At 47.2% G+C, this 26,838-nt stretch carries 24 protein-coding genes; 19 read left to right on the forward strand and 5 right to left on the reverse strand.

Annotated features, from left to right (window positions below; translation table 11 throughout):
* The 9 genes from A3751_RS04680 to A3751_RS04720 all read left to right on the forward strand — a co-directional run.
* Positions 1–334, forward strand: a 334-nt coding sequence (locus tag A3751_RS04680; protein WP_156492255.1) for a 4Fe-4S dicluster domain-containing protein, incomplete at its 5' end; no start/stop codon positions are given.
* A 326-nt stretch (positions 335–660) separates the two neighbouring features.
* Positions 661–3,498 (forward strand): 2-oxoglutarate dehydrogenase E1 component, encoded by a 2,838-nt coding sequence (locus tag A3751_RS04685; protein ID WP_068452772.1) that lies wholly within the window; start codon positions 661–663, stop codon positions 3,496–3,498.
* Between the two features lie 16 nt (positions 3,499–3,514).
* Complete coding sequence (gene odhB, locus A3751_RS04690) at positions 3,515–4,732, forward strand: 2-oxoglutarate dehydrogenase complex dihydrolipoyllysine-residue succinyltransferase (protein ID WP_068452779.1); 1,218 nt, start codon at positions 3,515–3,517, stop codon at positions 4,730–4,732.
* Between the two features lie 16 nt (positions 4,733–4,748).
* Positions 4,749–6,188, forward strand: a complete 1,440-nt coding sequence (lpdA, locus tag A3751_RS04695; RefSeq protein WP_068452782.1) for a dihydrolipoyl dehydrogenase — start codon at positions 4,749–4,751, stop codon at positions 6,186–6,188.
* Between the two features lie 121 nt (positions 6,189–6,309).
* Positions 6,310–7,479: an ADP-forming succinate--CoA ligase subunit beta gene (gene sucC / locus A3751_RS04700; RefSeq protein ID WP_068452785.1), complete on the forward strand. Its 1,170-nt coding sequence runs from the start codon at positions 6,310–6,312 to the stop codon at positions 7,477–7,479.
* Complete coding sequence (gene sucD, locus A3751_RS04705; protein ID WP_068452788.1) at positions 7,479–8,351, forward strand: succinate--CoA ligase subunit alpha; 873 nt, start codon at positions 7,479–7,481, stop codon at positions 8,349–8,351. Before sucC ends, sucD begins: the two co-directional genes overlap by 1 nt.
* A 352-nt stretch (positions 8,352–8,703) precedes the next feature.
* The gene (locus A3751_RS04710; protein ID WP_068452792.1) at positions 8,704–9,147 is read left to right on the forward strand and encodes an isoprenylcysteine carboxylmethyltransferase family protein; all 444 of its coding nucleotides are present in this window, start codon (positions 8,704–8,706) and stop codon (positions 9,145–9,147) included.
* A 22-nt stretch (positions 9,148–9,169) separates the two neighbouring features.
* Positions 9,170–9,526, forward strand: coding sequence for a carboxymuconolactone decarboxylase family protein (locus A3751_RS04715; protein ID WP_068452795.1), 357 nt, complete (start codon positions 9,170–9,172; stop codon positions 9,524–9,526).
* A gap of 19 nt (positions 9,527–9,545) precedes the next feature.
* Positions 9,546–11,000 carry an NAD-dependent succinate-semialdehyde dehydrogenase gene (locus A3751_RS04720; protein ID WP_156492256.1) on the forward strand — a complete coding sequence of 485 codons (1,455 nt, stop codon included), beginning with the start codon at positions 9,546–9,548 and terminating at the stop codon, positions 10,998–11,000.
* Between the two features lie 75 nt (positions 11,001–11,075).
* On the opposite strand, the gene A3751_RS04725 is transcribed toward A3751_RS04720, so the two are convergent.
* Positions 11,076–13,280, reverse strand: a complete 2,205-nt coding sequence (locus A3751_RS04725) for an AsmA family protein (protein ID WP_068452798.1) — start codon at positions 13,278–13,280, stop codon at positions 11,076–11,078.
* A gap of 249 nt (positions 13,281–13,529) precedes the next feature.
* On the opposite strand from A3751_RS04725, the gene A3751_RS04730 reads away from it, so the two are divergent.
* The 5 genes from A3751_RS04730 to A3751_RS04750 all read left to right on the forward strand — a co-directional run bounded on the left by A3751_RS04730 (position 13,530) and on the right by A3751_RS04750 (position 17,832).
* Entirely contained in the window at positions 13,530–14,186 is a 657-nt protein-coding gene (locus tag A3751_RS04730) for a DUF3047 domain-containing protein (protein ID WP_068452801.1), read from the forward strand.
* 198 nt (positions 14,187–14,384) lie between these two features.
* Positions 14,385–15,260: an MBL fold metallo-hydrolase gene (locus tag A3751_RS04735; RefSeq protein ID WP_068452803.1), complete on the forward strand. Its 876-nt coding sequence runs from the start codon at positions 14,385–14,387 to the stop codon at positions 15,258–15,260.
* Positions 15,261–15,289: 29 nt separating this feature from the next.
* The gene (locus A3751_RS04740) at positions 15,290–15,622 is read left to right on the forward strand and encodes a TIGR01244 family sulfur transferase (protein WP_068452805.1); all 333 of its coding nucleotides are present in this window, start codon (positions 15,290–15,292) and stop codon (positions 15,620–15,622) included.
* A gap of 233 nt (positions 15,623–15,855) precedes the next feature.
* A complete protein-coding gene (locus tag A3751_RS04745) occupies positions 15,856–17,496 on the forward strand; it encodes a SulP family inorganic anion transporter (RefSeq protein ID WP_369819968.1) in 1,641 nt (546 codons plus the stop codon).
* Between the two features lie 84 nt (positions 17,497–17,580).
* The gene (locus A3751_RS04750) at positions 17,581–17,832 is read left to right on the forward strand and encodes a GlsB/YeaQ/YmgE family stress response membrane protein (protein ID WP_068452810.1); all 252 of its coding nucleotides are present in this window, start codon (positions 17,581–17,583) and stop codon (positions 17,830–17,832) included.
* Positions 17,833–17,905: 73 nt separating this feature from the next.
* Here A3751_RS04750 and A3751_RS04755 read toward each other — a convergent pair whose 3' ends face one another.
* Entirely contained in the window at positions 17,906–18,337 is a 432-nt protein-coding gene (locus tag A3751_RS04755; protein WP_068452814.1) for a thioesterase family protein, read from the reverse strand.
* A gap of 101 nt (positions 18,338–18,438) precedes the next feature.
* On the opposite strand from A3751_RS04755, the gene A3751_RS04760 reads away from it, so the two are divergent.
* Positions 18,439–20,091, forward strand: coding sequence for an HDOD domain-containing protein (locus A3751_RS04760; protein WP_068452816.1), 1,653 nt, complete (start codon positions 18,439–18,441; stop codon positions 20,089–20,091).
* An 11-nt stretch (positions 20,092–20,102) separates the two neighbouring features.
* Here the strand turns inward: A3751_RS04760 and A3751_RS04765 are convergent, their stop codons facing one another.
* Complete coding sequence (locus A3751_RS04765) at positions 20,103–21,854, reverse strand: LysM peptidoglycan-binding domain-containing protein (RefSeq protein WP_068452821.1); 1,752 nt, start codon at positions 21,852–21,854, stop codon at positions 20,103–20,105.
* Between the two features lie 34 nt (positions 21,855–21,888).
* Positions 21,889–22,668 carry a hydroxyacylglutathione hydrolase gene (gene gloB / locus A3751_RS04770; protein ID WP_068452824.1) on the reverse strand — a complete coding sequence of 260 codons (780 nt, stop codon included), beginning with the start codon at positions 22,666–22,668 and terminating at the stop codon, positions 21,889–21,891.
* A 105-nt stretch (positions 22,669–22,773) separates the two neighbouring features.
* Here gloB and A3751_RS04775 point away from each other — a divergent pair, with 105 nt between their 5' ends.
* From A3751_RS04775 to A3751_RS04790, 4 genes are all read left to right on the forward strand, one after another.
* Positions 22,774–23,571 carry a class I SAM-dependent methyltransferase gene (locus A3751_RS04775; RefSeq protein ID WP_082863058.1) on the forward strand — a complete coding sequence of 266 codons (798 nt, stop codon included), beginning with the start codon at positions 22,774–22,776 and terminating at the stop codon, positions 23,569–23,571.
* Between the two features lie 5 nt (positions 23,572–23,576).
* Complete coding sequence (gene rnhA, locus A3751_RS04780; protein ID WP_068452827.1) at positions 23,577–24,029, forward strand: ribonuclease HI; 453 nt, start codon at positions 23,577–23,579, stop codon at positions 24,027–24,029.
* On the forward strand, positions 24,029–24,724 hold the full coding sequence (dnaQ, locus tag A3751_RS04785; protein ID WP_068452828.1) for a DNA polymerase III subunit epsilon: 696 nt from the start codon (positions 24,029–24,031) through the stop codon (positions 24,722–24,724). The genes rnhA and dnaQ overlap by 1 nt, the downstream gene beginning before the upstream one ends.
* Before the next feature lie 172 nt (positions 24,725–24,896).
* Positions 24,897–26,588 (forward strand): hypothetical protein, encoded by a 1,692-nt coding sequence (locus A3751_RS04790; RefSeq protein WP_068452831.1) that lies wholly within the window; start codon positions 24,897–24,899, stop codon positions 26,586–26,588.
* Positions 26,589–26,668: 80 nt separating this feature from the next.
* Here the strand turns inward: A3751_RS04790 and A3751_RS04795 are convergent.
* Positions 26,669–26,838: SCP2 sterol-binding domain-containing protein (locus A3751_RS04795; protein WP_197466178.1), on the reverse strand; the 170-nt coding region annotated here is incomplete at its 5' end.

A 26,838-nucleotide genomic window follows, 5' to 3' on the forward strand; every position in this document is an offset into this window, starting at 1 on the left:
GCCTGCTATTGAGCGTCTTCAGTCACCAGAAGAGCGCGCTAAGCTAGATGGTTTGTACGAATGTATCTTGTGTGCGTGTTGCTCAACGGCTTGTCCTTCGTTTTGGTGGAATCCTGACAAGTTTGTCGGCCCGTCTGGCTTACTTCAGGCTTATCGCTTTTTGGCAGATTCGCGTGATACAGCAACCTCAGATCGTTTGGCTGAGTTAGATGATCCGTTTAGCGTATTTCGTTGTAGAGGGATTATGAATTGTGTCAATGTTTGTCCGAAGGGCTTGAATCCGACGCGAGCTATCGGTCATATTAGGGGAATGCTGATGCAGCGCTCAACCTAGGATGTAGCGTTATACTTTCGTCTAAAAACCGCTCTATTGAGCGGTTTTTTTGTTTACAGCATCTTAATAAAGCCTGTCTTTCTGACAAAAATGGCTATAATAACTGTGATCTATCGCACTTTTACGCCAAGATTATCCAGGTGGGCGTGAAAGTTAGATTTAGAACGGGTTTGCTGCTTACAAGGCGGCAATTTTGTGTTCATTACCAGGAGAAGGTTTCGCCCTTATCAAGGAAGCGTACCCGCTGTTGTTCGCGTATTGCGTGTGCGGTGCGATTTTTTTGGGTGTTCCTGGTTCGCATTTGATGCTAACAAGGCGACCAATTAATGCAAGAAAACAACATGGAGCTGCTGTGGCGAACATCGCATTTGTCCGGCGGCAACTTAGTGTATGTTGAACATTTATACGACTCTTATTTAAGTGATCCTAACAGCGTCCCTGAAGAGTGGCGCTCTTACTTTGATCAACTCCCTCGCGTTAACGGCTATTCTAACAAAGACGTCCCGCACTCTACGGTTAGAGAGCAGTTTCTTCACATCTCTAAGAACAAAGCCCTTTCAGCAAGTGGCACCGCTCCCGCTAGTGCCGTTTCTGAACATGAGCAAAAGCAGGTAAAAGTTCTTCAGCTGATTACAGCTTATCGTATTCGTGGTCACCAAGTTGCTAAGCTTGATCCGTTAGATTTGATGAAACGTCAGGAAATAGAAGATCTTGATCTTAGCTATCACGGATTGAGTGAGGCAGATCTTGATACCGAATTCCAGACAGGTAGCTTGGCGTTTGGTGATGAGACCTTGCCTTTGCGCGAGATTCTTGATGGTTTGAAAAGTACTTATTGCGCGTCTATTGGTGCGGAGTATATGCATATCGTTGATACCAAGGTTCGTTCTTGGTTTCAGGCGCGTCTTGAGTCCGTCCGTGGCAAACCTGACTTTGAGCGGGATACACGAATTCACTTGCTTGAGCGACTAAGTGCTGCAGAGGGTTTAGAGAAATACTTGGGATCTCGTTACCCTGGTACAAAGCGGTTTGGTCTTGAGGGTGGTGAGAGTTTAATTCCGTTAATCGATGAATTGATTCAGCGTGCAGGCGGTTACGGTGCGAAAGAGATTGTCATCGGTATGGCGCACCGTGGCAGGTTGAACGTCCTTGTTAATACGCTCGGTAAGAATCCGAAAGATTTGTTTGATGAGTTTGATGGTAAGAAGTTGGTAGACACTTCTGGTGATGTGAAGTACCACCAAGGTTTTTCTTCGAACGTGATGACCCCTGGCGGCGAGGCGCACCTTGCTCTTTCATTTAATCCATCTCATCTAGAGATTGTGTCTCCGGTGGTTGAAGGCTCGGTCCGAGCTCGACAAAATCGCCGAGAAGATGTGGTTGGTAATACCGTTTTACCGATTATCATGCACGGTGATGCTGCTTTTGCTGGTCAGGGCGTTGTAATGGAGACATTTCAAATGTCTCAAACACGCGGCTACAGGACAGGTGGCTCGGTGCACATTGTGATCAATAACCAAGTTGGTTTCACCACCAATAAGCAAATCGATGCACGCTCGACAGAGTACTGTACTGATGTTGCAAAAATGATCCATGCTCCTATATTGCACGTCAATGGTGATGACCCCGAGGCTGTGCTGTTTGCAACTCAGGTCGCACTTGACTACCGAAATGAGTTTAAGAGTGATGTGGTCATAGATCTCGTTTGTTATCGTCGTCGTGGTCATAACGAAGCGGATGAGCCTTCAGGAACTCAGCCTTTGATGTACGAGATCATTAAGGCTTTGCCGACCACTCGGACGATTTATTCAGATAAGTTGATTCAGGAAGGGTTTGTTACCGCAGAGCAGAGCAAGAAGCTCGAGGATGATTATCGAGCTGCTCTGGATAATGGTGAGCATGTAACACGTAGCTTGGTGCTGGAGCCCAATTCAAAGATGTATGTCGATTGGGCACCGTATATTGGGCATGAATGGACCGCGCGTGCCAAAACGGGCGTTCCGCTCAAAACAATTCAAAGAGTTGGTAAGAAGTTAACGACGACCCCTGAAGGATTCCCTATCCAGCGTCAGGTTCAAAAGATTATTGAAGACCGAAAAAAAATGAACCAAGGAGCCTTGCCGCTAAACTGGGGTTATGGCGAAATTATGGCGTACGCGACCTTGATCAATGAGGGCCATGAAGTGCGCATTACTGGTCAGGACGTTGGTCGAGGAACATTTTCTCATCGACATGCTGTGCTTCATAATCAGCAAGATGGGAGCACTTTTATTCCGCTTGCGAATCTCGCTGAAGACCAGCCAAGACTTGAAATCTATGACTCTCTATTATCGGAAGAGGCTGTGCTTGCGTTTGAATATGGCTATTCGACCACAAATCCTAATGCCCTTGTTATTTGGGAAGCTCAGTTTGGAGACTTTGCCAACGGGGCGCAGGTTGTCATAGATCAGTTTATTACAAGTGGCGAACATAAATGGGGTCGACTATGTGGTTTGACCATGCTGCTGCCTCACGGTTACGAAGGCCAAGGGCCTGAGCACAGTTCGGCAAGGCTGGAGCGCTACTTGCAGTTGTGCGCTGAACACAATATCCAGGTTTGTGTACCAACTACCCCTGCGCAGATCTTTCACATGTTGCGGCGTCAGGTGAAACGGCCTTTGCGAAAGCCATTGGTTGCCATCACGCCTAAGAGTCTTCTCCGTCACAAAGAGGCTATTTCGACTCTTGATGATCTCAGCAGTGGCGAGTTTCAAACGGTAATTGGTGATTCGGAGGGTCTCGACCCAAAGAAAATCACTCGCATCATTATGTGTAGCGGTAAGGTTTACTATGACTTGCTCGACTATCAGCGCAGCAATGAAATTATCGACACTGTTGTCGTACGTATCGAGCAACTCTATCCATTTCCTCATCAGGACTTGGTGGACATCCTTTCTGTCTATACCAAGGCAAAGGATGTGGTTTGGTGTCAGGAGGAGCCACAGAATCAGGGGGCTTGGTACCCAACACAGCACCGCATGCGTCAAGCTTTGCGTGAGTTGAACGAGAAAATATATTTGCGTTACGCCGGACGTGAAGGCTCTGCTTCGCCTGCTGCGGGTTATACCTCAGTGCACGTTGAAGAGCAGACGGCCCTAGTTAAACAAGCTTTCGATAACGAATAAAATGTAAGGATTGGAAATGTCTAAAGAAATCAAAGCGCCAACCTTTCCAGAATCTGTCGCCGACGGTACGATCGCAACATGGCATAAGAAGCCGGGTGAGCAGGTGTCACGCGATGAACTGATCGTTGATATAGAAACGGATAAAGTGGTTTTGGAAGTGGTTGCACCGGACGATGGTGTTATCTCGGAAATAGTAAAAAATGAAGGCGACGTTGTTCTTAGCGGCGAATTGATAGGTCGGTTTGATGCGGGTGCATCTGGTACTGCCTCTTCAGACGAGCCTTCCCAAGAGCCCGCCTCAGAAGAAAAAACAAAACAAGAGCCTGCTGCCGATATTGTGATGAGCCCTGCTGCTCGTAAGCTTGTCGATGAAAACGACGTCGATCCATCGCAAGTGCCAGCCTCTGGCAAGGACGGGCGACTAACTAAGGAAGATATCGTTAAGTACCTCAGCGAGAAGGGTAGTTCTTCAGCTCCAGCTTCTGCAGCTCCAGTTGCTGCAACCCCTGATTCGCCTCAGTTTGTCGGGGAGCGGCCAGAAAAGCGTGTTCCAATGACGAGGCTTCGTTCATCGATTGCGCGTCGATTGTTAGACGCTAGCCAAAATACGGCGATGCTTACGACATTTAATGAGGTCAATATGAAGCCTCTAATGGAGTTGCGCAAACAATATAAAGACTTGTTTGAGAAAACTCATAACGGCACGAAACTAGGGTTTATGTCGTTGTTTGTTAAAGCCGCAGCAGAAGCTTTGAAGCGATTCCCGGCCGTTAACGCGTCTATCGATGGTAACGATATTGTTTACCATGGATATCAGGATATTGGTGTTGCAGTGTCCACTGAAAAAGGTCTTGTCGTTCCTATTCTTCGCGATGCGGATACCATGAGCCTCGCGAAAATTGAATCTTCAATTAAAGAGTTTGGCGGTAAAGCACGTGACGGTAAGCTCACAATCGAAGAGATGACTGGTGGCACATTTACCATTTCAAATGGAGGTGTTTTTGGTTCTTTGATGTCGACACCAATATTAAATCCACCGCAAACGGCGATTCTCGGCATGCACAAGATCCAAGAGCGCCCAATGGCTGTGAACGGTGAGGTTGTTATTTTGCCAATGATGTATTTGGCGCTGAGCTATGATCATCGGATGATCGACGGTAAAGAAGCGGTGCAGTTCTTAGTCACGATCAAAGAATTAATTGAAGATCCAGCGCGAATTCTTCTAGATATCTAATTGGCAGGAGTAAGTAATGTCAGACAAGTTTGACGTAATTGTAATTGGTGCCGGCCCTGGTGGGTACGTCGCTGCGATCAGAGCTGCTCAATTAGGGCTCAAAACCGCATGTATCGAAAAATGGACGGGCGATAACGGTAAGGTTGTTCTTGGTGGGACGTGCCTAAATGTTGGCTGTATACCTTCGAAAGCACTGCTCGAATCCTCCCATAAGTACGAAGATGCTAAACACGATTTTGATGTCCACGGGATTAAGGCCGATAGCGTTGAAATCGACGTCGAAAAGATGATGGAACGCAAAAGCAAGATCGTTAAAAACTTGACTGGCGGTGTTGCCATGCTTTTTAAAGCCAATGGCGTGACATCAATTCATGGTACAGCGAAAGTGCTTGGCGGTAAGAAGGTTGAGGTCACAGATGCGAACGACTCTGTTTCGAGCTACGAGGCGGACAATATCATAATAGCGACAGGGTCTAAGCCTATTGAGATTCCTCCTGCGCCGTTAACAGAAGGCTATATTGTTGACTCCACAGGTGCTTTGGAGTTCGAGGAGGTGCCTAAGCGTGTTGGTGTTATCGGAGCCGGCGTAATCGGTCTAGAGTTAGGAAGTGTTTGGGCGCGACTAGGTTCTGAAGTTACTGTTCTAGAAGCACAAGACACCTTTTTGGGCTCAGTAGACCAGCAGATCGCTAAAGAAGCTTTGAAGCAGTTTAAGAAACAAGGGTTAGACATTCGGCTCAAGTCGATGGTTCAGGGTACTGAGGTGAAACGTAACTTGGTTTACGTTAACTACAAAGATGCCAAGGGCGAACAAGAGCTAAAAGTGGACAAGTTAATTGTCGGAGTTGGCCGAGCACCTGTTACTGACGGTTTGCTCTCTGCGGATAGCGGCGTCAATCTTGACGAACGGGGCTTCATTTATGTTGATGACCAGTGCCAAACAGACGTGCCGGGCGTTTACGCAATTGGTGATGTGGTTCGTGGTCCAATGCTCGCGCATAAAGGTAGCGAAGAAGGTGTCATGGTTGCCGAGCGAATTGCCGGTCAGAAGACGCAAGTTAATTACGACACGATTCCTGGTGTAATTTATACGCATCCAGAGCTCGCATGGGTTGGTCAAACAGAAGAGCAACTCAAGGCCGATGGCGTACCATACAATGTTGGTGTGGCACCCTTTGCAGCGAGCGGCCGTGCAATGGCCGCAAACTCGACAGCTGGTATGGTGAAGATACTAGCGCATGAAGAGACTGATCGGGTGTTGGGCGTCCATATCATAGGCCCAAGTGCATCAGAATTGATCGCGCAAGCTGTGATTGCAATGGAGTTTGGGTCTAGTGCCGAAGACCTTGGCTTGACTGTGTTTGCGCACCCAACGCTATCAGAGTCCGTCCACGAGGCGGCATTAGCAGTCGGTGGACATGCCATTCACGTTGCGAATCGCAAGAAGAGAAAATAGATTGTTAAGCAATCTCTGTAGTATTAAAGGTTACGCTGCTAAAAGCGGCGTTATATCAGGGATGGGGTCTCGCTATGAGCAGAGGCCTTGTCGCTCATTCATTAAAACAACGGAATAAGCTATGAACTTACATGAGTATCAAGCAAAGCAACTCTTTGCTGAGTACGGTCTGCCCGTATCAAAAGGTTACGCCTGTGATACGGCAGATGAAGCTGTCGCGGCGGCCGACAAAATTGGTGGCGACAAATGGGTAATTAAAGCTCAGGTTCATGCTGGCGGTCGAGGAAAGGCTGGCGGTGTAAAACTAGTAGACACGAAAGAGGAAATCATTGAGTTTGTTAATCGGTGGCATGGGAAGAACCTTGTGACCTATCAGACCGACGAAAATGGTCAGCCTGTCCATAAGTTTCTTGTCGAAGACTGCACCGATATTGACCAAGAACTTTATTTAGGCGCCGTTGTTGATCGTGCGTCTCGTCGTGTCGTTTTCATGGCATCGACCGAAGGCGGCGTTGAAATCGAGAAAGTGGCAGAAGAGACGCCAGAGAAAATTTTGAAAGCTGAGATTGATCCTTTGGTCGGCGCTCAGCCATACCAAGGACGGGATCTTGCGTTTCAGCTTGGCCTTAAAGGCGATCAGATCAAACAGTTTACGAAGCTCTTCATCGGTCTTTCACAGTTATTCCATGATTATGATCTTGCCTTGTTGGAAATTAACCCGCTCGTAATTACTTCTGATGGAAATCTTCATTGCCTTGATGGGAAGATTAATATTGATAGCAATGCGATGTATCGACAACCCAAACTACGTGAGATGCACGATCCGTCTCAGGAAGATGAGCGGGAAGCGCATGCGGCGGAGTGGGAGCTTAATTATGTCGCGTTAGACGGTAACATTGGCTGCATGGTAAATGGTGCCGGTTTAGCGATGGGTACAATGGATATCGTTAAGCTTCATGGTGGTGCTCCAGCGAATTTCCTGGATGTTGGTGGCGGCGCGACTAAAGAGCGTGTTACCGAGGCCTTTAAGATTATTCTTTCCGACGATAATGTTAAGGCGGTTCTAGTGAATATCTTTGGTGGTATTGTGCGTTGTGATCTTATCGCTGAAGGTATCATTGGGGCAGTTAAGGAAGTTGGTGTAGAGGTGCCGGTAGTGGTGCGGCTCGAAGGTAATAATGCAGAACTTGGTGCTAAGACACTAGCGGAAAGTGGCTTGGATATCATCGCAGCAACAAGTTTGACGAACGCTGCAGAGTCAGTGGTTAGTGCAGCAGGAGGTCAAGCATAATGAGTGTTTTAATTAATAAAGATACAAAGGTGATTTGTCAGGGTTTTACTGGCTCACAAGGTACGTTTCACTCAGAGCAGGCAATCGAATACGGTACGAAAATGGTCGGTGGTGTTACGCCTGGTAAAGGCGGTCAAACGCATCTCGGTTTGCCTGTTTTCAATACAGTTCGTGAGGCGGTGGAAGCGACAGGAGCAGAAGCTTCTGTAATTTACGTTCCGGCTCCGTTTTGTAAGGATTCGATCCTAGAAGCGGCGAATGGCGGCATTAAGTTGATTGTATGTATTACGGAAGGTATTCCAACGCTTGATATGCTTGATGCTAAAGTGAGATGTGACGAGTTGGGTGTCCGGCTAATTGGCCCTAACTGTCCAGGCGTTATTACGCCAGGCGAGTGCAAGATCGGTATTATGCCCGGTCACATCCATTTGCCGGGTAAAGTTGGTATTGTGTCTCGTTCAGGCACATTGACGTACGAGGCTGTAAAGCAGACTACGGATCACGGTTTTGGTCAATCGACGTGTGTTGGTATTGGTGGTGATCCTATTCCCGGTTCAAACTTTATCGACATACTAGAAATGTTCGAGAATGACCCTCAAACCGAAGCGATTGTGATGATAGGTGAGATCGGCGGTACGGCCGAGGAAGAAGCTGCGGCTTATATTAAAGACAACGTCTCTAAGCCTGTAGTCTCTTATATCGCTGGTGTGACAGCGCCTCCAGGTAAGCGTATGGGGCATGCTGGGGCGATCATTTCTGGTGGCAAAGGCACTGCGGAAGACAAGTTCGCGGCATTGGAAAGTGCTGGGGTGAAAACGGTTAAAAGTCTGGCGGATATCGGCAAGGCATTAAAGGAAACCACTGGCTGGTAGCTTTTAATAAAACACGTTTGAAAGGAGGCTACGGTCTCCTTTTTTTTGGCAAAAAAAAAGCGGTGAGAGGTTGCCGAACATAACCAAACACCGCAAAGGGTAACTGTTTAACCAGTTTAAGGAGAGACAATGAAACGAATAAGGCCTGATGCTCTAATTTGTTTCGATGTAAGCATAATAGTGGTCAGTAGGGCTTAGAATGATCAGCCGAAAGGCTTATTTACCAAGTTGTAATTCCGGATTCAGGTAAACCTTAGGATGACTTATAAAACGAACGCAGTGTAAAATATACTGAACCTTGGTGGGTGCTTCTAGCGCCCTGTAGATGATTTCTTTTATGTGGCTTAACTAAATGCGTATTCCCCCGCCGATCGTTACTCTTGTATTCGCTGCAGTCATCATTGCTGTCGACTTCTATTCGCCTTCATGGATTAAAATGGCTGGGCTTTTTTGGTTTAGCTTTGCGTTCTTCTTCTTGGCCGTTGTGCTATTGCTGCCCGCTGTCATTCAGTTTGTTCACTCCAAGACAACTGTTAACCCTTATACCCCTCAAAAATCAACGGTCTTGGTGTCTGCCGGTGTGTATCGGTTTTCTAGAAATCCGATGTATTTGGGAATGGCTCTGTGCTTAGTGGCATTAGCCAGCTTCTTAGAGAATCTTTTTGGTTATCTCTTGGTTTGTGGGTTTGTCGGGTACATGACGCATTTCCAGATCCGTTTTGAAGAGGATGCCTTGCAAGCTAGATTTGGGCAAGAGTTTCAAGATTACTGTGGGCGCGTGCGGCGCTGGTTATGAATGTACTCAAAAGGAGAAGAAAATGAGCGAGGGCGAAAAAATACGGCGAGAGGTCATGGGCGATGCTTTTGTTGACAAAGCACTGGCCGGCGCGAATGATTTTACGCAACCGATGCAAGATCTCATTAATGACGCGTGTTGGGGCACCGTTTGGGCTCGCGATGGTCTAGATCGTCGAACGCGCAGTCTTGTGACAATTGGAATGCTTGCCGCCTTGAAAGCTCCTCAAGAGCTAAAGGGGCATGTTCGGGGTGCATTGAATAATGGGGCGTCCGTTGATGAGATAAGAGAGGTCTTATTGCACAGCATCGCGTATTGCGGAGCACCTGCGTGTCAAGAAGCATTTCGGGCGGCGCGCCAAGTCTTAGATGAATTATAAATAAAGTGTGTTATTGGGAATGATTATGGACGTTCAGAATTTAATAAAGACAGGGTCGTTCGTCGGGGGGCACTGGCTTTCAGGTGATGAGACGTTTGATGTGTGCAACAAGGCAACTGGTGAGGTGATCGCCCGTGTTCACAATGCGACGGGGCAGGATGTCATAAGTGCTGTTGATTTCGCAACGGACGCGTTCAAAGAGTGGTCTGCGACACCCGCTAACACAAGAGCTGGCCTCCTTCGTGGTTGGTTTGATTTGTTGATGCGTAACCAGGAACCGTTAGGTGAATTGCTTTCCCTGGAACAAGGAAAGCCTTTGGCGGAGGCAAAGGGTGAGATTGCTTACGGTGCAAAATACATAGAGTGGTTTGCCGAGGAGGCGAAACGACTATATGGTTCGACAATACCTTCGTTAAGTTCCGATCAGCGCATTATCGCTATTAGGCAGCCTGTCGGCGTTGTCGGTGCTGTTACACCCTGGAACTTTCCTAACGCTATGATAGCCCGCAAAGCGGCGGCGGCTTTGGCTGCTGGTTGCACGTTTGTTGTTCGTCCGGCAGAGCTTACCCCTCTATCGGCGTTGGCAATGGCCGAGCTTGCTCAGCAAGCTGGAATTCCAGATGGCGTTCTGAATGTTGTTACTGGTACTGATGCCCCAGGCATGGGGAAAGCGCTCACCCAAAACCCAAAGGTTCAGAAGTTCAGTTTTACTGGTTCGACCCGTGTTGGCAAGATGCTGATTGAAGATTGCGCTGATACCGTTAAGCGCGTCTCGATGGAGCTTGGAGGTAATGCGCCGTTCATTGTTTTTGAGGACGCGGATATTGAGGCTGCTGTGCAAGGCGCAATTGTCAGTAAGTTTCGTAACGCTGGCCAAACCTGCGTGTGCACTAATCGGTTTATTATTCACGACTCAATTGCCGATCAGTTTGTTGAGAAGCTAGTTTGTGAAGTTGCACGCTTGAAGGTTGGCAACGGAATGGATGAGGGTGTCTCCATTGGCCCTTTGATAAGCGAGGCGGCCTCTTTGCAGGTGTCGTCGCTCGTTGATGCTGCGCTAAGCGATGGAGCCAAGCTTAGATCAGGTGGAGAGCCTCACGATCTAGGTGCTCAGTTCGTTATGCCCACAGTGCTAGACTTTGTTACAAATTCAATGGATGTGGCGCACTCTGAGATTTTCGGCCCAGTGGCGCCGATAATTCGGTTTCGGACAGAAAGCGAGGCGATTGAGATAGCGAACGATACAGTCTATGGCTTGGCTTCGTATGTATACACACGCGATATTGGGCGTGTTTGGCGCGTTAGTGAGTCTTTGGAATACGGCATGGTGGGTGTTAATGAGGGAATCATTTCAAACCCCGCAGCACCTTTTGGAGGGGTGAAGCAAAGCGGTTATGGCCGCGAAGGATCTTTTTACGGGCTGGATGATTATACGGAGATAAAATACATCTGCATGGGTGGTCTAGGTACTTAAGCGCGCCCAAACTAAGCAACAAAGCAGTGAACTTATGGGTGAGCCGAAGAGTGAGCGCTTAACGCCTACTGGTGTTTAGTTGAATATGCTCAAAATACTTTTCTTTAGCTGTTTGCCCAATTCACTGTCTTTATCAATGTACTCGCCGATTTTTTTGTCAAATCCGCGGTCTAATTCCTTCTCGACTTTTCTATTTGTTTCGTCTCGCGCAAGTTGCTCCATTAAGGCGGATATCCGCTGCTTGTTCAACGCGCAGTTTAGTGGTGAATTTTCCTCAGATAAGCTACCGCTGCATTGCAGGGGTATTTCAAGATTTGCGTACTTAGCATTGACGAGGCAGGCTGAATCGCTAGGAATACCAAGAGGCTTGACCGCCAACTGATAACTGAAGTTTGTCGAGGCGAGCGCAAGGCGACCGGTTCCATAAGCTTGAAGAGAAGGGGTCTCAATATTAATTGAGTTGGTATTGAGAACTCCGTTGAGCAACACATTTTTGCTGGTTAGTGTCTTGAAATGTGTATCCGATTCCCATTTTTGGCTCAATTTCTCTCGATTAATGACAGCAATCCCTTCGCACATATAACGATCTAGATTTAAATTGTTGAGTGCTCCCTCAGAGACATCTACATCAAATCTACCTTGATTTTGCGATAGTAATTCGATGATAGAGTTTCCTCTTGCATCAAGAGCGAAAGAGGCATTAAGCGAGCCGTCCACCGAAAATGGCAAGCTAGAATTTGAGAGCGTATTGAGGGGCTTAAGGTCCAGGCCAGTAAGACTTCCGCCAAACTGCCAAGACGGCGTATTGCTTAGTGTAACTGTACCTTTGGATTTGAGCGCTCCCTCGAACGCTCGCGCATCTAATTGCTCGATGAAAAGTACACCTGACCGAAGGACGGTGTTGAGTTGGATGTCGCTCACAAGAAAATTGGAATAGCGGAGGCTGTCTTGAGTCACTGTAATCTCAGCGTCCATGTCTCTCATTATCTCGAGCGGTAACAGAGGCTTCTGGTTAGCTTGGTTCGTTGATGCCGAGTCTGGTGAAGCAATTGCGCCGAATACAGTGCGTGATTGCTGAAAGGCTAGGGGCGCATGACTCGGCTCAAGAGCCGCTAGGTAACGGTCAACATCCAGGTTGTCTCCCTTGATGTTAAGATCTAACGTTCGGTTGATGGTGTGATAGCCAAGACGTCCTATAAACTGGCTGTTATCAATTCCTAAATCAAAAGTCGGAAGAGTAAGTTTGTTGTTCTTGAGTTCAAACGGTGTATGGAATCTTACGCTGCGAAAAGCTTGATTGTTGACGCCCAAGTCCAAACTTAGATGCTTGTTGATCGAAGCCAGGGCGAATGGTGCAACACTCAAATTGCCTTGAAGATGCGGGTAGGCTCCTGCGCCGCTCAGTTTGAAGTTTGTATCAACGGCAAGCCCAGCACCACTGATCTGAACATTGTGTGCGACGAGTTCTTTTTGGTCGATGTAGAAATCCAAATCGCCGGTTAGTGACAGTTTTACAGCCCTGTTTCGTCCGAAAGCGCCTGATGCGTCAACATTATTGATGAGGTCAGTGAGTCGAACTTTCCGAAGGTCGGTCGAAAGCTCAATACGGGTGCTGAGATCATGTGCATAACTGAGCGATAAAGCGTCGCTACTAAGTTGATAGCTCATACTCAAGGGAAAGCCTTGGCCTAATGTTACGCCGTTTATTTCCAAGTCGAGCGCGCTGACTAATATATCTCGTCCATTTAACGCATCGTAATACTGTATTTTGAAATCGTTAAGATGCACATGCTGGGCAGGAATGAACAAAAGGGTCGTTGGTCCTGGATTCGTTCCATTGGTCGGCGTCTCTTCATTTTTTGGCGCTGTTGCTGTTGTGCTAGGTTTAATCGAAGACGTATCTAACAGCGTATCCCAGTTATTGCGGCCGTCGTGGCTTGTTTTTAAAACAATGTTTGCACCAGATGCATATACTCCTTCAATTTCAGGCTTCCATCGAAGAAGGCTTATGGTGTCTAAAGCGAGCTGTATTGAATCAATGCGCGTAAAGAGAGCGCCATTCTGATCAAAAAGACTTAAGCCGTTTAAGTCAAAGCCAATAGGATAAAGGGACCAAGAAATATCGCCTTCAATCGCGATATCAATTCCGATGCTTTGCTTTGCTTTCTGCTGGATCAAATCTTTATAGCTATTTGGATCAACAAAAAACAAGACGGTAGCGAGCGCTGCGAGCAAGATTAAAACGAAGGCGCTAGCAAGCTTGATAATTTTTAGGGCCATTTTGGTGAACTTTAGCTAGCCGAAAGGCCAATGATTGTTTTGATCATTACCTTACCGCTAAGAAGTTATCAGGATGACTAACACCGACTAACTTTTTCTACATTAACTATTGGTGCCTAACACGTTATCGCGAAATCCCGTTAAGCTAAATGATTTGGCGTAGAGTGATGAGTGTGATGAGTTTGATGAGTGTGAACTTTTCGCATGCTACCAACTCCAAGTTAAAACAACGATTACATAGAGTATTTTATGAAGTTATTTACACGATGCTTACTGGCATGCGCACTGCTTGTTTCGTTCACCTCTTCGGCAAATGATAAATCTGAGCGCGTTGTCTTGTTGTACCCCACTCAGAGTGGGTGGGCTGAATGGCAGCCCAAGTCCTTTGAAGGTTTAACCTCTTATAATATCGTCGATGGCGAAGTGCCGATGGTGAAAGCGGAGTCTAGGGGCACGGCGTCAGGTATGTTTTTGGAGAAAGAGTTGAACATCAAAGAGTATCCTGTGCTGTCTTGGTCTTGGAGGGTAGAGAAAGGCTTAAACGCGCATGACGAATCCACCAAGGATGGTGACGATTATGCAGCGCGTGTCTACGTCGTTGTTTCGGGTGGGTTGTTTTTCTGGAAGACTATAGCGATAAATTACGTTTGGTCATCGAATCCGGAAACGAACGCGACATGGTCAAACGCTTATGCGGGTGACAACGCCCAAATGGTGGCTCTTCGGGGTAGCGACGACAAGCAAGGCGAATGGTATTTTGAAGCTCGAAATCTTCGAGAGGATTTCAGAGAGCTGTTTGATCGCGATATTGACGTGATTGATGGCATTGCGATCATGACTGATACCGATGATACTGATTCGGTTGCAGTCGCTCATTATGGAGAGATGTATCTTAGTAAAGACTAGTGCTTGCTTATCGGCATAACGAGGCATGCGTTGGAAGGTAAGTCTCCGAGTGCGCTTTTACCGCATTAGTGTATTTTGTCACCTAGGGCCTGCTCGAAGCTTGTTATGCAAAAATAATCTAAGCTTAGCTGTTTCGTTTATAAAGCTTGCATCATATAATTCCGATCATCTTATTATGTGATCGCGAGGTTCTTAACTATGGCCGTCGTCCAGCCTGCACAGGTGACGAAGTTTTTTGAGGGAGACTCCAATACCTTTTCGTATGTCGTCAAAGACCCTTCTTCTTCAGCGTGCGCCGTCATTGATTCTGCGCTTAATTTTGACTACGCGTCTGGTACGATCTCCTTTGAGAGCGCCGACGAAATTATTCAGTTTATCGAACAAAACAATCTATCCGTAGAGTGGTTGATCGAAACGCATGTGCATGCAGACCACCTCAGTGCTGCGCCCTATATACAGAAGCATGTTGGAGGGAAGCTCGGCATAGGTGAGCAGATTTCTGTTGTGCAATCTGTGTTCGGTAAAGTGTTTAATGAGGGTGCTGGGTTTGCGCGAGACGGATCTCAGTTTGATCATCTATTTACGGATGGAGAGCGCTACACTGTCGGGCAGCTAAGTTGCTTTGCTTTGCATACTCCCGGACATACCCCAGCTTGCATGACGCATGTTTTAGGTGATGCGGCTTTTGTCGGGGATACGCTATTTATGCCAGATGCCGGGACCGCGCGATGTGATTTTCCGGGCGGCAGTGCGGAGACACTCTATCATTCTGTTCAGCGTATCTTGGCGTTAGAGGAAGATACGCGTATCTTCATGTGTCATGACTATGCTCCAAATGGCCGAGACCTGTTATTCCAAACGACCGTTGCTGAACAAAGAAAAAAGAATATTCATGTAGGAGAGGGCATCGCTAAAGAGGATTTTGTAATGATGCGTGAGGCAAGAGATGCGACTCTAGACATGCCTAGATTAATCTTGCCGTCGCTTCAAGTGAACATGAAAGCCGGCCATTTGCCGGAGCCAGAGTCAAATGGCCTTTCTTACCTTAAGATTCCTCTAAACGCATTCCAGTAAACAAAGTCCATTCGATAAGTGGAGAATCCATGGATACTAAAAAACTAGCCGATAACTATGTTGTAAGCGCTCAAATAACAGTCGATGACCTAGACCAGATTGCAGCTGAGGGTTATGAATTGCTGGTCTGCAATCGGCCAGATGATGAGGCAGAAGGGCAGACCCCTTTTGCGGAAATTGAAGCGCGTGCAAAGGAGCTGGGCCTGCAGGTTGCAAATCTCCCGTTTTCGGGCGGGCAACTAAAGGAAGAACAAGTGCTTGAGTTTGCGTCGCTAATGCGTCAGAACCTCAAAACGTTTGCTTATTGTCGTACTGGTAATCGCTGCTCGATTATTTGGGAAGAAAGCAAGAAATTAAGCTAGCTCGGATGAAGCAAGCGCATGACACATTGGGCCATGTTTATGAGTGATGAAGATTCGCTAGCCGTAGTTGCTGCCCGCCCTTTGGAAGAAAACACGGCACGCTACCACCGCGACAAGGCCTGAGCATCATGATTATTTCACAAGACAGCGTAGGGTAGGTTTTTTTGATAACGCGTTTCAAGCAAGCTATCCCGATGCTCTCTTGGCTTCAACAATACAACAGAGAGTCATTGGTGAAAGATCTTGTAGCAGCAGTGATTGTCACTATGCTGCTCATACCCCAGTCTTTAGCCTATGCGATGCTTGCGGGGTTGCCACCTGAGGTCGGCCTTTACGCAAGTATTATGCCTTTGGTGTTATATGCCGCTTTTGGTTCAAGCACTACTTTGTCCGTTGGTCCCGTCGCGGTGATTTCGCTAATGACGGCAACGTCATTAGCGGAAGTGTCCGAGCTAGGAATAGGTTCTTATCTATCCGGAGCCATTACATTGGCATTAATGTCTGGTTCCATATCCTTGTTGCTTGGCCTATTTAAGTTCGGCTTTGTTGCCAACTTTCTTTCACATACTGTCATCTCTGGATTTATCACAGCTTCCGGCTTAATTATTGGTTTAAGTCAGATACGGCATCTATTGGGTATAGAAGGGGGCGGAAGCACGCTTGTTGAATTGGTCCCGGCAACGATAGCGAATCTCGATAAAACGAACCTTAATACCTTGGTGCTGGGTTCGTGTGCGCTGATTGCTTTGTGGTTCTGTAAGGTCTACTTATCAGGCGTGTTGGTTCGCGCTGGTATGTCGGCTCGATATTCTGATTTGATCGCAAAAATCAGCCCGGTAGTGGTTGTTGTTGTAAGTATTGGCCTTAGCCGAGGTTTCGGCTTTGCGGAGAAGGGGGTTGGTATGACAGGCAGTATCCCGTCTGGATTGCCCAAGTTTCAGTTTGCTATTCCAAGCTTGGAAATGGTTGAGCTACTCATACTCCCGGCTCTGATGATCACTTTAATTGGCTTCGTTGAATCCATTTCTGTTGGAAAAACACTCGCTGCAAAGCGTCGAGAGAAAGTGGATCCGGACCGAGAGCTCGTTGGGCTCGGTATGGCCAATTTGGGGTCAGGTGTTTCAGGTGGATTTCCTGTGACGGGTGGTTTTTCTAGATCAGTAGTGAACTTTGATGCGGGCGCGGCGACACAAATGGCCAGTATTTTTACGGCGTTAGGGATCCTTGTTGTTTGTTTATTTCTGACCCCTTATCTCTATCACCTCCCCAAAGCTGTGCTTGCTGCGACGATTATTATCGCAGTGAGTAGTTTGATCGACCTAACGATGCTGCGCAGAACTTGGGCGTTCTCACGTAGTGATTTTTATGCGGTCAGTACTACGATAATTATAACCTTGCTACTTGGTGTTGAGGTGGGCGTTGCATCGGGCGTACTTCTTTCTATTTGGTTACATATTTATCGTACATCGACGCCACATATTGCTGAGGTTGGACTTGTTTCGGGTACTGAGCATTTTCGAAATGTTGAGCGTTTCGACGTCGAGACATCTGCGCGCCTCCTGACGCTTCGGCAAGACGAGAGTCTGTTTTTTGCAAATGCAGGTCAGCTTGAAGAGAGAATTTTAAATGAGGTGTTCAAGCGAGATTCGATAGCCCACGTCGTCATTCAATGCAGTGCGATAAACGAGGTCGACTTTAGTGCGCTAGAGATGCTTGAGGATTTAAATCGAAAGCTGTTTGCACAGGGTGTCCTATTGCATCTTTCAGAGGTGAAGGGGCCGGTCATGGATCGGTTAAAGATAAGTGGTCTTTTTGATCACTTGAAGGGCAAAGTTTATCTTACCCAATACGATGCATTTAAAGAGCTGAGCTAGAAAGCATATAGGCTTGTCGTTTTCGAGTTTTAAGGATCACGCGCGACACCCAATACCAATACCAATACCAATGGAGAGCTGATTATGGAGATTCAGGGCTTGGCAATCATGTTATTGATTGGTGCTATTTCTGGCTGGCTTGCGGGTTTGCTCTCTAAGGGGCGAGGCTTTGGGCTCTTCGGCAATATTGTAGTGGGAGTGGTTGGCGCCGTTATCGGTCGTTATCTCATGGCTTTTTTGGGGTTTGCCGTGACCGGATTGCTCGGTGCGATTATCTCAGCCACCCTCGGCGCGCTAGTGCTGCTTTTCACGATCAACCTGATATTCAGAAAATAGTAAGTGGCGTTTTGTTTCATTTTATTTCACGCAAGCTTCTATGTCGCTTATGGCGTCATAGAAGCGATATCCACTAAATAACAAGGTCCAGTGCTTTTATCGCGCTGTGAATGTGCTTCGGGATGTCGTGTTTGCGGTTATTTTTGTAGTCGTAAAAGACAATGGATCCCTCGCCCTCTGCGGCGACCCGGCCCGAGTTTCCACTTTGTACGAAGTACTTCATTGTGAACCGATCTGCTTCTAGATCAATCACCTTTGTTGCAACCAGTAGTCTGTCCGGATATGTGAGCGGTGCCTTAAAGCGGCATTGCGTGGATCCTAGGATAGGGCCGACTCCTGTCGCCTCCATGTGTCCGAAGATGTCGAGTTGCTCGAAGTATGCTATGCGCACGCTTTCGAAGTACTTGAAGTACACAACATTATTTACATGTTGGAATGCGTCCATCTCACCCCACGCTACATCTACTTGAATGTTTACACTGCAGTTTTCTATTTGGTCGCTCATTCGGCCTCCAGTTACTTTAACGCCAATCTAACATGGGCTGAAAATCCGCGCATCATTCCAATCGGCTGCTACACTAAAGTTGTTTATTTTTAAGGACTAAGATGAGTAAGAAACGCGGGTTACATGGATGGATTCGGCTGCTTGAGGGCAGTCAGGCGGCAGCGCTTTCGGGGTTGCTTAAAAAGCTAGATAGCGTAACCGCAAGTGATGACTCGTCTGCAGCACAGCTTAGTGAGCTGATTCTTAAAGATGCGAGCCTCACTTCGCACATCATACGCATTGGCAATTCCATTCAGTTTAATCCTAGCTCAACAGCAGTAACAACGGTGAGTCGGGCCATCATCAATATCGGGTTTAAGCATATCCGAAGCGTTTGCCTCGCAGTTAAAATCATGGACTCTCTGCTAGAAAATGGCGGCAGCGATCTATTGTTCCAACGCTTGGCCGAATGTCTGCACGCAGCGCATCAAACTCGCGGACTGTGTAGCAAGTTTAATGACACTGCGCGGGAAGAAGCGTTCATAGCCAGCTTACTTAGTAATCTCGTTGAGCTGTTAGTGCTTTCGTCTGGTGAAGATGACGTCGCGGAACTAGAGCGAAAGCTTAGAGGCGTCACAACGGATAAGGAGCGTAACGCGGTTGCTGAGGAGGTACTTGGTGTTCGCTTCGATACGCTTTCGAAGACGTTAATGAAGCGCTGGCGAATCGATGGTCTGGTTCATCAGATTTATGATCCCGGCGCAACGGATTCCCGCTTAAAGGCAATAGAGCTTGGTGAGTCAATTGTTGGCGCAACCGCGAAGGGTCCCAACTCTAATGCGTTTAAATTGGCCCTTAAAGAGTCTGTAAAATATACCGGCAAAACGGGCGAGCAAGTGCGGGGCGTGCTTACGAACTCAACGTACAGCGCGATTTCTGCTCTTAAAGAGTTTGGGGATGAACGGTTGATAAACGCCGTACCTGAGCCAGGCCTAAGCCAATCTCCGAAACCGGCGATGGATTCATTTGACGCCAGTGAGACGGATGATCGCTCAAATGCGGCGTCCGAGCTAGCAGAAGACATTGAGGCCGCACGCGACAAGGGTGATATTGAAAAGCCTGACAGCCGTTCAGCCACAGAGAGCAGTGTAAGTTCTGATCACGATCCAGCGGCGAAGTCTCGTTCTCAAAGCGACGCTTTGCCGGTCGAAGGCGAGATGGACGAATGTGACGGATCTGCGTTAATTTCACCTAATCCAACAATACAGCTAAGCGCGCTTCAAAAGATGTCAGAAATGATGCTTGGTGATATACAAATAAAGGGCTTTTTTAAGCTCTTGCTCGGAGGGCTACACAAAGGTGTGGGGCTTGAAAGGAGTGCCTTTTTTCTGCTTGATGCACGACGTGGTTGTTACTCGGTGAAATTGGCGAGTGGAAGTAAGACCTCTGACTGGCCAATGAGCTTGATTATGAAATCCGGCTCGGGGGCAGGTGGCTTACTCGACTCTCTCTTCAAGGATGATGCGCCTTCATGTTTCAAAATAAAAGGGGCTGAGGGGGTGTTGCAGCATCAAAAAGAGATCGAAGCGTTAGCCTATAAAACCGACTCTAATGCTTTTATCCTTGCTCCCCTTTCCGCTAAGGGGAAGAAAATAGGTTTGCTTTACGCGGATATGGGGGTAAGTCATCGGTCTATAGATGCAAGTCACCAGGCGGGTTTTCAGCAATTCTTTTTGCAGGCAAAGCTTGCATTGAATGTACTGGCAGCGCGCTAAAAATTTCTCGCCTAACCTTTAGTGATATCGACAAACACTGTTAGGCGCTGACCAGGTTGAAGATACTTCTTTTTCCCAAGGTTGTTCCATTGTTTTAGTTCGTTCACTGAGACATTAAAGCGATTTGCAATTCGCCACAAAGAATCACCATTTCGGACGCGGTAGCTTAGCCGCTTGAGTTTGTCTCTCGGAGCGTACGAGCTGTTCAGCGAAGGAACATAATTAACAGTAGGTTGTTTTTGCGCTACCTGTGTTTTGCCTGCCGTGTTGGACCAGATTAGTAATTGTTTGCCAGGGCGAAGGACGTCTCCTGGTGCCATCGAATTCCACTTCGCCAACTGCCGAATGCCAACCTTGTGCGCACGGGAAATGTCCCAAAAAGTGTCTCCGGCTTTTACTGTGTAGAAAACCTTTGATGCACCATTTTTTCCTTGCACTTTTGTTTGTACGCTGGCGATGCGGTTTTGCTCGCTAAGGTTGTAGAACCGTTTGTTTTGAGATGCAACGGGGATCAATAACTCCTGTCCCTCATATATACGATTCCCTCGAAGCTTGTTTACTTGGGCGATGAGCGAAGGTGTCGTATGAAATTTGCGAGCAATTCTTGCCAAGGCGTCGCCTTTCTTTACCTTGTAACTGTCCCAAGTAAGTCGCTCAGATTTAGGAATGGAAGCCAGCCGTTGTTCGAACTGCTCTGATTTCGTTACGGGCATGAGCAGCCGGAACGGCCCACTTGGCGGTGTTGCCCACTGGTTTAACCCCGGGTTTAATTGATAAATCTCTTCAATATCTAGCTCGGCAATATTTGCTGCTTGTGCAAGGTCAATTTGGCTATCCAATTTCACAACGTCAAAATAAGGCTGATTGGGGATGGATTTTAGAGTGATATTATACTTTGCCGGATCAGCGACGATCTTTGAGATCGCAAGGAGTTTTGGAACGTAGGCTCGGGTTTCTCGCGGCAGTTTCAATGACCAGAAGTCGGTTGGTTTCCCTGCTTTAAGATTGCGCCTTATTGAGCGCGCTACTCGACCTGAGCCTGTATTATAAGAGGCCAGGGCATGAAGCCAGTCACCGTCAAATTTCTTATTAAGCCAAGACAAATAACGGATCGCGCCTTCGGTTGAAAGAAGCACGTCCCGTCTACCGTCAAACCACCAGTCTTGATGCATGTCATACATTTTTCCCGTTCCGGGAATAAATTGCCATAAACCGGAAGCTCGACCATGACTGTAGGCAAACGCGTTGAATGCACTTTCGACAACGGGAAGCAGTGCGATTTCAAGCGGGATGTTTTCTTCTTCTAGGCGATCAACGATGTGATACATATAACGCGAAGCGCGAGTAAAAACACGATCTAGGTATTCAGGGTGCCTTAAATACCAATTCAGTTGTGCTTGAATGCGCTTGTTATCAGATTCAAGGTCGAGTGCAAACCCTTCTCGAATACGTTGCATTAGATCGCTTGGACGATCTATTTGTTCGACCACTTCAAGCGGAAGAGGTTGATGGTCGTATTCTACGAGCCAACCTGCTGGAGCATGAGGTAAGACGAGGGGTTGTACTGTGTTTTCTGAGAGAAATTGATCAAATGTTGCGATGTGTATTGCATCGAGAGGCGGTACGTCGTCGCGAACCTGGGTGGGCTGCTCATTGTGTTCGGTTTGCGCGTTCGGTGATGCCGTAACATGCCGCTCGAAGTGCGCGCAGCCCTGAAGGAGAGTAAGAGGCAGCAATGCGAAGATAAAAAAGAGACGGGTCATACCGCTAGTCGATTCCTATGTACTACGTGAGAACTTAAGCTTGGTCTTTGGCTTTTCGGATCGCCGAAAAGCAAGCTACTGCATCATCAAGGTTTATATAGCCGAGGTTTCGGAGATTATCGATGATCTCGGGGTCTGTTTCTCTTAAAAAAGGGTTAACTTTCTTCTCTAACTGTAAGCTTGTCGGAATCGTACTCTGATTACCGCTACGCAAAGATTCGCATTTAGAATTGTACTCATGCAAATCTTGGTTGCTGGGCATGAGTGTTTTCGCAAAGGCGAGGTTGGATAGCGTGTATTCATGAGCGCAGTAGATGTCTGTCGAATCCGGTAGCAATTTGAATTTCTCGAGAGAGTGCAGCATCTGTTCGGCGGTGCCTTCGAAAAGTCGACCGCACCCACCTGAAAACAAAGTGTCTCCTGAAAATAAGCGCGGGCGATTGTCGAGCACTGTGAGAAACGCAATGTGGTCGAGAGTATGGCCGGGAACTTCAATAACGCGAAATTCCAAACCAAGTAATGTGAAGCAATCCCCTTCGACATGTTCATGTTCAACGCCAGCATAACGTGATTCTTTAAATCCAATGACCTTGGCGCTCGGGAATACTTGTTTTAGGCGTTCTATTCCCCCAACGTGGTCAGGATGATGGTGTGTGACTAATATGGCATCAAGCGATAATTGGTGCTGTTTTAAATGCTCCAACACGGGTTCAGCTTGACCAGGATCCACGACGATCGCAGTTTTAGCATCCTGAATACACCAGATATAGTTGTCGACAAATGCTGGTATTGCTTCAATCGTGATGGTGCCCATTTGCATCTCTCGTTTTTCTAGCTTCTGTTAGTTTTTGAAACTACGAGTATACTGCTTAAAGCATCCGATTTGCCTTACGCTTCCGAAACCTTTTAGGACGATACGATGTACCACAACGACTTCTTTCAAGAGAAAGATCAGGCTTCTTCTTTCATGGCTACTCAAAAAGAGCTGGAAGATTGGTTTCAATCAGCTATTGGACGGTCGTTGTTGGCGAATCAACGGCAGCGCCTGGGGAAGTTAGTTGAGCGATGTTATGGGTTTCACCAAGCTGAAATAGGTGTCTCACATCGAATCCCTGTTGGTAATGCAAGTGGCTTGGGTCATGGTTTCTATGTTGTACCAAGGGCTGAACCTGACATGCCTGAAAATACTGTAGTGTCACTGAGCACTGAGTTAGCTTTAGATCATGATTGCGCAGACATGGTTATTCTTCATCACGCTCTTGATTTTAGTGCAGACCCGCATCAAACGCTTAGAGAGGCTGCTCGGATTCTAAAGCCCTCTGGTCACCTTGCTCTTGTGGGCTTCAACCCGCTTAGTTTATGGGGAGTGCTGAAGCTTTGTAATCGCTCGTCAAGAGGCCTTTGGCGCAACCGTTTTATCTCGGGTCATAGAGTGTCCGACTGGTTAAATCTTCTCGATTTTAAGGTCGATACCATGCGTTACTATTTCTATGCGCCGCCGATAAATCATCCTAGTACTGCAAGCAGGTTTGGTTGGATCGAGAGTATACTCAACTCCAAAGTGCCTTTGGGAGCCTACTACGTTATCATGGCGCAAAAACAGCAAGGGGCGAGGATCAACCTACGCCGTTCTTGGCGTAAACCGGCAAAAGTTATTGGTATTCCGGTCGCCGGTCGCGCCTCCCGTACTATTTTGGATGATCATTCCGACAGTTAAATTTTATGGCAGCAGAGATAGAGATTTATACAGATGGCGCGTGTAAGGGCAATCCAGGTCCAGGGGGTTGGGGTGCACTGTTGTTGAGTGGACAGCATCGCAAGGAGATTTATGGCGGGGAGCTGGAAACAACAAACAATCAGATGGAGCTAAAGGCCGCCATAGAGGGTCTTAGAGCCTTAAAAAACCCAAGCAAAGTTCGGCTTTATACTGACTCGCAATATGTAAAAAACGGGATCGAAAGTTGGATTAGCAACTGGAAGAAGAATAACTGGAAGACTTCCGCGAAAAAGCCGGTGAAGAACTCTGATTTATGGCGCGCGTTGGATGCAATGTGCCAAAGCCATGAGGTCGAGTGGAGGTGGGTGAAAGGTCATAGTGGTCATACCGAAAATGATATCGCGGATGCGCTCGCGAACAAGGGCGTTGAGTTTGTATTAAATAAAGAGAATATGTGATGCGTCAAATCGTACTTGATACCGAAACCACCGGCATAGACCCTAAGCAAGGACATCGTGTTATCGAAATTGGGTGTGTGGAATTGATCAACCGAAAGTTGACTGGCGAGCATTACCATGTGTACATCAATCCCGAACGCGTTGTTGAGCAAGAAGCCATAGATGTTCATGGAATTACAAACGAGTTTCTAGCGGACAAACCGCGATTTGCCGAAGTCGCGCAATCATTTTTTGAGTTTGTGGATGGCTCGGAGCTAGTGATCCACAACGCCGCGTTTGATGTCGGCTTTATTAACCACGAGTTTTCTCTGTTACGTCCAAAGCGTCCGGCTATTGAAAAAAATTGCGGTGTACTAGATACCCTAGCGATGGCGCGTCAAAAGCACCCTGGTGCAAAGGTAAGTCTCGATGCTCTTTGTAAGCGGTATGGAATCGATAATGGTCACCGTACTCTGCACGGCGCATTGCTAGATGCTGAGATTCTTGCCGATGTATACCTCCTTCTTAGTGGCGGCCAAGAAGCGTTCGAGCTTGGTCATGGGGTTGGCGGTGGTGCGAGTGTTGGTGAAATTACCCGGTTAGACCGCAACTCGACTGAATCGGCTCTTCCCATTATTTACGCATCTGAAGACGAGTTGGCAGAGCACCAAGCATACGTGGCAAAACTTGGCGATTCTCAAGCAAAACTCCTTTGAGCAGAGTCACTTAGTTTTATTGTTAAATACTTTGCTTTAACCTTCCTTTCGCTTGTTAAGCGCTGAAAATGATCTATAAATTAAAAGGTAGAGATTGGTAACTTTCGGGTAGGCCGGGAGTAGCAGCGGGCGTAATATCGCCTAGAAAACGGAAAAGCGGAGTGTTGTCACTATGTCGCAAACGAATAATCAAGCGACTTTAGACGCAGTACATAAGGAAATCGAAACTACCCTTCAAGCTGCAGAGCAAAGCTTGGGGCGGTTTCTTGATGATCGCGATAATGGCGAGGATTTGCAGAACTGCATCGATTGCCTGAATCAGTTGCGCGGCATTTTTGTCGTGGTTGAGTTGAAAGGTGCGATTGCTCTCACTGAAGAAGCCATTCAGCTTGCTACTGATGTGCCTGTTGGGGCTACCGATGCCAAAAACGACCTTCTTTCAGGGCTCAGTGATGCGGTGTTCGTGCTTAAGCACTACGGTGAGTACCTTGGCGCGGAAAAACATGATTTCCCAGAGCTGTTACTAGGTACTATCAATCAACTTCGACTCCTCCGTAAACAAGGTCCTATGCTGGAGTCTGGTTTCCATACATTTGATGAGCGCAAATCGATTGATTTAATGTCATCGGTTTCACTAGATGGGCTCTCTCCACTTTCTGATTTCGAACATCATGCCCATCGCTTTCGTCATATCTTCCAAACTGGTTTGATTGCGATTCTTAGAGATAATGCAGATGAAATGGGTTTAAGACTAATTAAGCGCTCTGCAGAGGGCGCTGCCCGTTTAAGTATTGGCTATGGTATGGCGCCTTTTTGGTCACTTTTCCATGATGTTGTTAGTAAGCTGCTTGAGACGAATGCAGAACTGATTGATGTCAGAAAACGACTATTAATGCAGGTTGAAAAGCTGTTCAGAGAAATGGTCAGAGATGGAGCAAGCGCTTCAGACAAAGATCCATCTGAAACAGTCGTACGTGAATTTTCGTTTTTGCTGTCAGTGATAGATTCTGACGGCGATCTTGGTAAAACACTGTTGTCCCACATTGATTGTGAAGCACGGTATACCGAGTCAGAGCGAGTTAGAGAATTTGAGAAGTTTAAAGGGCCAGGTGCACAGGTCATTGACTCCTTGGCTAAGGCGTTGAACGAAGACATTCTAACGATCAAAGAGAAGTTGGATTTGTTCGAGCGAGGGTCAAGCGTCTCTGATGAAGAGGTAGAGATTGTCGCTGAAGTTATGACAAGGTTGTCGAGCGTATTGATTATTCTCAATCTTCCGCGTTTGAGCGCTGACTGCCTTGAAAAGGCGGCCATAGTTCGTGGTTGGCTAGGTTCAAGTGGCGAGGTGAGCGAGGACCAATTGTTACTGGTTGCTGATGCGATTATTGGCGTTGAGGCCGCGATAGCCAAATACAAAGAATCTGGCACCGAGACGGATCATGTGTTGGTTGAGAAAGATCCTGATAACCACTTCTTGAAGGAAGCCCGCTCCATGGTTGTAGAGGAATCACAGGGTAGTTTAGCGCTGGCTAAACGGTCGATATCGGCCTATTTGGATTCGGGCGGCGATAAGCTTCATTTGGCGAACGTGACGCAGGCATTGGATTGCACTCGTGGCGGATTATTCTTGATGGGCAGAGAGCGTGTGTCCAAGATTATTGCCTCTTGTGAGGCATGTATTAAGTCGGAGTTAATTGATGCTCAATCTATGCCCGATGAGAAGCTTTTGGAGACACTGGCAGATGCGCTATCGTCTATCGAGTACTACCTTGAAGCGATGGGCCAAAGGACGTCAGCGAATGAAGAGTTGTTGAAATTATCAGAAGATAGCTTGCGTTCAATTGGTTATGAGGTTGCGGCTTAGTCGGTTATAATTGGCGATTGCGGAAGCAAGAAAAAAGGCGATCAAAATGATCGCCTTTTTTTGTGCCTATAAGCCGAAGCTTACATGCTGAATAGTTCGCCAAGCTTGGTGGCTAGCATCATGTCGCCTTCAGCACGAAGCTGACCAGCCATGAATGCTTGCATGCCGTCAGTTTCGCCGCTCACGATACCGTTTAGCGTTTCAGTGCTCATGATAAGTGTCACTGAAGGATCGTCATGATCGCCTTCTG

The sequence above is a fragment of the Oleiphilus sp. HI0080 genome, from assembly GCF_001635135.1.

Excerpts from the sequence above, each read along its gene's own strand:
- A3751_RS04685 (WP_068452772.1), top strand. The coding sequence starts at position 661 with ATGCAAGAAAACAACATGGAGCTGCTGTGGCGAACATCGCATTTGTCC.
- odhB (WP_068452779.1), top strand. The coding sequence starts at position 3,515 with ATGTCTAAAGAAATCAAAGCGCCAACCTTTCCAGAATCTGTCGCCGAC.
- lpdA (WP_068452782.1), top strand. The coding sequence starts at position 4,749 with ATGTCAGACAAGTTTGACGTAATTGTAATTGGTGCCGGCCCTGGTGGG.
- sucC (WP_068452785.1), top strand. The coding sequence starts at position 6,310 with ATGAACTTACATGAGTATCAAGCAAAGCAACTCTTTGCTGAGTACGGT.
- sucD (WP_068452788.1), top strand. The coding sequence starts at position 7,479 with ATGAGTGTTTTAATTAATAAAGATACAAAGGTGATTTGTCAGGGTTTT.
- A3751_RS04710 (WP_068452792.1), top strand. The coding sequence starts at position 8,704 with ATGCGTATTCCCCCGCCGATCGTTACTCTTGTATTCGCTGCAGTCATC.
- A3751_RS04715 (WP_068452795.1), top strand. The coding sequence starts at position 9,170 with ATGAGCGAGGGCGAAAAAATACGGCGAGAGGTCATGGGCGATGCTTTT.
- A3751_RS04720 (WP_156492256.1), top strand. The coding sequence starts at position 9,546 with ATGATTATGGACGTTCAGAATTTAATAAAGACAGGGTCGTTCGTCGGG.
- A3751_RS04725 (WP_068452798.1), bottom strand. The coding sequence starts at position 13,280 with ATGGCCCTAAAAATTATCAAGCTTGCTAGCGCCTTCGTTTTAATCTTG.
- A3751_RS04730 (WP_068452801.1), top strand. The coding sequence starts at position 13,530 with ATGAAGTTATTTACACGATGCTTACTGGCATGCGCACTGCTTGTTTCG.
- A3751_RS04735 (WP_068452803.1), top strand. The coding sequence starts at position 14,385 with ATGGCCGTCGTCCAGCCTGCACAGGTGACGAAGTTTTTTGAGGGAGAC.
- A3751_RS04740 (WP_068452805.1), top strand. The coding sequence starts at position 15,290 with ATGGATACTAAAAAACTAGCCGATAACTATGTTGTAAGCGCTCAAATA.
- A3751_RS04750 (WP_068452810.1), top strand. The coding sequence starts at position 17,581 with ATGGAGATTCAGGGCTTGGCAATCATGTTATTGATTGGTGCTATTTCT.
- A3751_RS04755 (WP_068452814.1), bottom strand. The coding sequence starts at position 18,337 with ATGAGCGACCAAATAGAAAACTGCAGTGTAAACATTCAAGTAGATGTA.
- A3751_RS04760 (WP_068452816.1), top strand. The coding sequence starts at position 18,439 with ATGAGTAAGAAACGCGGGTTACATGGATGGATTCGGCTGCTTGAGGGC.
- A3751_RS04765 (WP_068452821.1), bottom strand. The coding sequence starts at position 21,854 with ATGACCCGTCTCTTTTTTATCTTCGCATTGCTGCCTCTTACTCTCCTT.
- gloB (WP_068452824.1), bottom strand. The coding sequence starts at position 22,668 with ATGGGCACCATCACGATTGAAGCAATACCAGCATTTGTCGACAACTAT.
- A3751_RS04775 (WP_082863058.1), top strand. The coding sequence starts at position 22,774 with ATGTACCACAACGACTTCTTTCAAGAGAAAGATCAGGCTTCTTCTTTC.
- rnhA (WP_068452827.1), top strand. The coding sequence starts at position 23,577 with ATGGCAGCAGAGATAGAGATTTATACAGATGGCGCGTGTAAGGGCAAT.
- dnaQ (WP_068452828.1), top strand. The coding sequence starts at position 24,029 with ATGCGTCAAATCGTACTTGATACCGAAACCACCGGCATAGACCCTAAG.
- A3751_RS04790 (WP_068452831.1), top strand. The coding sequence starts at position 24,897 with ATGTCGCAAACGAATAATCAAGCGACTTTAGACGCAGTACATAAGGAA.